The following is a 5,658-nucleotide window of genomic DNA, read 5'->3' as shown; positions in this document are numbered from 1 at the left end:
TTTAGAATGCGCCTGATCTGTAAAGGAGAATATTGAAATTTAGGCAAAATTTCGGAGGCCAGTTCTATGCTTTTCTCCACATGATTGCTATACTGCCTGATATATCCTATATCGTGCATCAATGCTGCAGTTTTTACCAACAACAATTCCTCCTCATTAACCGATTCACTGATAGCAAATATCTCAGCAATGGTACAGATATTTTTGATTTTCCGGGTGGTATGAAAATACAGATTTTGAGGCAGTTCCTTGTCCAGACGGTTGTAGATATACTCTTCCAGGTCAAGTATGCGAAGCAACTGCAACTGATTATAAAACCTTTTATTTGGTAAATCCTTCAAATTGACAGAAAGTATGGGCCGGATACTTTTGACAAAATACATATCAATTTTACCTTTATATTTTACAGGCATTTTGCCTCTGTATTCGCAGATAAAATAATCACGGACCAGTCCATAGGTCTGACCGGAGATATTGATTTTCCCCGGTTCGCCTGAGGATTCCATACGGTTTGCAGTATTTACCGTATCCCCCCAAAGATCGTACGACATTTTTTTCTGGCCGATCACTCCGGCAATCACTTCACCGGTATGAATGCCAATGCGCAAGTCCCATATTTTTGCATTTTTCTTCTTCAACTCTTTCATGTATTGCTGCATTTCGAGGGCTGCCAGCAGGACTTCAACCGGATTGGTATGATTTTTATGGGGAAGTCCTCCGGCACACATATAGGCATCGCCAATAGTTTTGATCTTTACAATGTTGAACTTTTCCACAACATTATCAAAATGAAAGAAAAAAGAATCGAGTTGGTCAATCAGGGCTTCAGGATTCATTTGCTCGGTAATCAGAGTAAATCCCTGGATATCCGAAAACAAAACAGTTACCATTTTGTATTTTTGGTAATGCGACTTTCCTGTAAGCCTGAGTTCATCGGCAGACTCTTTAGGCAGAAGAGTTTCTATCAACTTTTCGGAGCTGGCTTTCTCCCTTTCCAGGACAGCGGTCCGCTCTTTGATCATTTGTTCAATTCTGGCTTTCTCCCTTTTATAATTGCGAATCCTCAGCTTAATGACGAGAAATAGTATGGACAGAGAAACCAAAAGGCCCAAAATGTACACCCATCCATGAAGATAGAAAGGAACTTCAATTCCGAAGTCGTACGCTACCCCATTGACCTTATAATCCCCATCTGCCCGCCATCGTACTTTAAAGGTATAAATACCCGGTTTCAGGCGGACATATTTCTTAGACCTTTGATTAGTCCAGGAAGACCAGCTACTATCATATCCCTCAAGGTAATACTGATACCAGATTTTTTCCCTTCCTGACCGGGGCGCAGACAGGTCTTCAAAACGCACCCAATTTGAAGCAACCGAAAATCTCCTTCCCTGATTGTGAGGAATAAAACCGAAAAAAGAACATTGATATAATTTAATTTTATTTTTTGAAGAGTATAAATCCTTAAAATCATTATTTATAATTTGCTCATATTCTGTTTCTTGCAGGGACGTACCGGGATAAACCTTCGTATTCTCTGCTAGAATTAAAAAAAAGCATAACGAAAGAGTTACTATTAGTGGAAATTTATTATCTTGTCGTGCCATAGATAATTTTTCAATACTCAACATTAACAAAGCTAGTATTTTTATTTATAACGTTCATACTGCAGTTTATAAATTTAATTCTTATGGAAGCAAAAAGGCACACAATTTTAGTTCCAACCGATTTTAGCGAGATTTCACGCAATGCAATTTTCTATGCTTATGTCCTGGCCAAAAAAGAAGGAAATACGGTTACCTTATTGCATATCATCAAGGATGAATCGGAAATGGACAAAGCCAGTCAGCAAATTGAGCAATTGGCCAAAGCAGGATCTTCTCAGTACAATATTGAAACTGATTTCCTGGTTAGAAAAGGCTCCATTTTTTCTACGATTGGAGAAGTCAGTAAAGAATTAAAGGCAGAACTGGTTTTAATGGGTACCCATGGAAGAACCACCATGCAGAAACTTACAGGAAGCTGGGCCTTGAAAGTAGTGGTTTCCTCAAAGGCTCCCGTTGTCGTTGTCAAAAATCCCCCTACAGATAAGGGATTTGAGAAAATCGTTTTCCCCATTGATTTTACCAAAGAATGCAGGGAAAAATTATTTTGGGCTCATTATTTATATAAACTCTATAATTCGAAAATATTCATTTTGAAAGAAAATGTGAGCGATGTGGGATTTATGAAAGGAATACGGACCAACATAGCATTCACCAAAGAATATTTTGAAAAATACGGTATTAAATATGAAATAAAACAGGCTGAAGGGAATAAAAGTTTTGCAGATGAAACACTTGATTATGCCAGTGAAATTGAAGCAGATCTCATTTTAATCATGACCACCAAGAAAATTAATTTTATTGACTATATACTTGCAGCCCCTGAACAGCATATTATCGATAATGCGGCTAAAATCCCGGTTATGTGCGTCAACCCGGCTGTAGCTACAATTGATTCATTCAGTTTCCCGGGTATGGGTATTTAAATCTGTAAATTGAGCTAAATTTGGTTCCTGGAATATTATCCCAGGCTATAAGATATAAGCTTTTCTAATTAATTATTCATGAATTTGGTATTTGCCACTAACAACAGCCATAAAATAAAAGAAATTCAGGATGTATTGGGTAATGCGATACACCTGTTAAGTCTGAAAGACATAGGTTGCAGTGAGGAACTGTCCGAAACTCACCATACCCTCGAAGGGAATGCCCTCGAAAAAGCAGAATATATCTACAACAAATACAAACAGAATTGTTTTGCCGATGATACCGGACTTGAAATTGATGCATTAAACGGTGAGCCGGGGGTTTATTCAGCCCGTTATGTCGGTGAACTCAATGAATTTTCATCTTCTGAAGCCCGCTTTGAAGCCAACATCCAAAAAGTTCTGGCTAATATGCAAGGAATAACCAACCGGAACGCGCGTTTCAGGACGATTATTGTACTGATCGAAAATGGTACCCGGCATTATTTTGAAGGTATAGTGAATGGCATCATTCTACCGGAGAAAAAAGGAAACCAGGGATTTGGCTACGATCCTATTTTCTGCCCTCTGGGTTACGACAAATCATTTGCAGAAATGTCGCTGGGAGAAAAAAATAAAATAAGCCACCGGGGTATAGCTGTCAACAAACTGGTTGATTATCTGTTAAAAAAATAATAAAATACAAACAGGTTAAAGAAATAAATATCAAGAGATTGAAGTTCTTTATACCGGATAGTACTAAAATAAATATACTACCGGCTATCTGAAAAATTGTTTACCGGCAATTGGAACAATGAACCGCCTGAAAATCATCATATTGTTTTTCCTGACCTGCAGCAGGATTGTTCCTGCTCTTTCGCAGACCGGCATAGGACAGTGGCGCTCACACCTGCCCTATTCCAAAGCCATAAAAGTTACTGAAGGCGATAATAAGATTTATTGTGCCATTAGCGAAGGCTTGTTTTATTATGATAAAACCAGCAACAGTATATCCAAACTGACAAAAGTCGAAGGGCTGTCGGATGTGGGCATCAGCAGCATTAATTATTCGGCCGAAAATAATGTACTGGTTGTGGCTTATTCAAATTCCAATATCGATCTGATCACGGGCAACAGAATATACAACATTCCCGACATTAAGAACAAAACCATCATGGGAAACCGGACTATCAACCAGATTTCGTTCCGGGGCACTGATGCCTGCCTCTCTTGCGGTTTCGGAATTGTGGTACTCAACCTGGCCAGGATGGAAATCAAAGATACGTATATCATCGGAGCAGGAGGTTCAGAAATAAATGTGTTTGGCACAGCCTGCAACGGCAATTACATTTTTGCCGCTGCCGAAAATGGGATTTATAAAGCAAACCTGAATTCAAACCTGGTCGATTTTCACGCCTGGCAAAGAATTGAAGACATACCCGATTTTGATAAAAAATACAATGCCATTACTGCCTATAATGGCAAGATATATGTAAATTATTCATCAGAAACTTTTAACAACGATGCAATTTACCAGTTTGATAATGATTCCTGGAGCATCTTTAAGCCTGAACGGAAACTTCAAAATATTTCCTTAAAAAGTTGCAATGGAAAACTTGTGGTGGTCAGCAACTGGAACAACGACGTATATGACTCCAATGGGAACAACCTGGCCCATGTCACCGTATCCGACCACCGCGATGCCATCTATGACAAAGACAATATTCTGTGGGTTGCAGATTATGATAAAGGCCTTGTAAAATGTGACAATTCAGGACAATGGGAAAGTGTTTCGCCCAACGGGCCTAAGTCGGCAAATGCAATGAGCGTATCCTGCTTTAATCATACGATATTTGTAGCAGGCGGAGGACGAAATTCCGACTGGAATAATATCTGGAACAAGGGAGAGATATTTACCTTCAAGGATGAAAACTGGAAAAGCAAATACATCAACTCCTTGTCGGACATTATACGGATTATTGTCAATCCGCAAAATTCAAAAGAATGGTATGCTGCTTCCTGGGGATATGGTTTGCTACAGTTTAACGAAGACTCTCTGGTCACTATTTTCAACCAGACCAACAGTACTTTGCAGAATGCTTTTCCGGATAACAGTCCCTATGTCCGTATTGGAGGGCTGGCCTATGATTCCCGGAATAATCTATGGATGACCAACAGCCATGCAGCCAACTGCATATCCGTAAAACTGGCCAACGGGAAATGGCAAAGTTTCCCGTATAAAAAATTGACCAATGCCGATTTCTTTGGCGATATCCTGATTACCAACAATGACATTAAATGGGTACTGATGCCCAATAAAGGCCTTTTTGTTTTCGACAACAACAATACCCTGGACAATACCCAGGATGACCGTACCAAACGGCTTGATGTCATAAATGAAGCAGGAGAAACCGTCAATTCCGTATACAGTTTTGCCGAAGATCTCGACGGTGCAATCTGGCTGGGCACAAACAAAGGAATTCTGGTCTATTACAACCCCAATAAAGTATTTGACGAAAATGATTTCAGTGCCCAACGTATTCTGATTCCTCGCAATGACGGGACAAACAATGCTGATGCTCTGCTTTCGACCGAAACGGTTAATACCATTGCTGTGGATGGGGGCAATCGCAAATGGATAGGCACCGACCGTTCGGGAGCTTACCTGGTTTCATCCAATGGCCTGAAAGAGATCTGCCATTTTACCGCCGAAAACAGCCCCCTTTTGTCAAACCGTGTGTTAAGCATTGCTGTGGATGGTAATTCTGGCGAAGTATTTTTCGGCACCGACAAAGGGATTGTATCATATAGGGCAACAGCAACAAAAGCCGGCGAAACCTTTAAAGATGTCTATGTTTTCCCAAATCCCGTGAAAGGAGATTATCAGGGAGATATCATTGTTACCGGTTTAATAGCCGATACTAATGTAAAAATTACCGACATTAGCGGCAATCTTGTTTATGAAACCAAATCAGTGGGAGGGCAAGCCGTGTGGCATGGTAAAAATTTACATGGACAAAGGGTTCATACCGGAGTTTATCTGGTATTTTGTGCCTCAAGTGACGGTACACAGACCTGTGTCACAAAAATATTGTTCATCCGTTGATATGCCGGAGCTGACCATATAATTAATCAGAGAAATGCTTTGC

At 40.0% G+C, this 5,658-nt stretch carries 4 protein-coding genes; 3 read left to right on the top strand and 1 reads right to left on the bottom strand.

From position 1 onward, the window contains the following. A partial coding sequence (locus tag Q8907_11925; protein ID MDP4274977.1) for an adenylate/guanylate cyclase domain-containing protein occupies positions 1 to 1,607 on the bottom strand: 1,607 nt, incomplete at its 3' end. Positions 1,608 to 1,690: 83 nt separating this feature from the next. Here Q8907_11925 and Q8907_11920 point away from each other — a divergent pair. From Q8907_11920 to Q8907_11910, 3 genes are all read left to right on the top strand, one after another. Continuing rightward, entirely contained in the window at positions 1,691 to 2,530 is an 840-nt protein-coding gene (locus Q8907_11920; protein ID MDP4274976.1) for a universal stress protein, read from the top strand. 78 nt (positions 2,531 to 2,608) lie between these two features. Continuing rightward, the gene (locus tag Q8907_11915) at positions 2,609 to 3,205 is read left to right on the top strand and encodes a non-canonical purine NTP diphosphatase (GenBank protein MDP4274975.1); all 597 of its coding nucleotides are present in this window, start codon (positions 2,609 to 2,611) and stop codon (positions 3,203 to 3,205) included. 118 nt (positions 3,206 to 3,323) lie between these two features. Beyond that, complete coding sequence (locus Q8907_11910; protein MDP4274974.1) at positions 3,324 to 5,615, top strand: hypothetical protein; 2,292 nt, start codon at positions 3,324 to 3,326, stop codon at positions 5,613 to 5,615. Positions 5,616 to 5,658 lie beyond the last annotated feature (43 nt).

The organism is Bacteroidota bacterium, from assembly GCA_030706565.1.
Lineage (GTDB): Bacteria > Bacteroidota > Bacteroidia > Bacteroidales > JAUZOH01 > JAUZOH01.
Note: the sequence above shows the minus strand (reverse complement) of the source record. Positions and strands in the feature narration are given on the sequence as shown.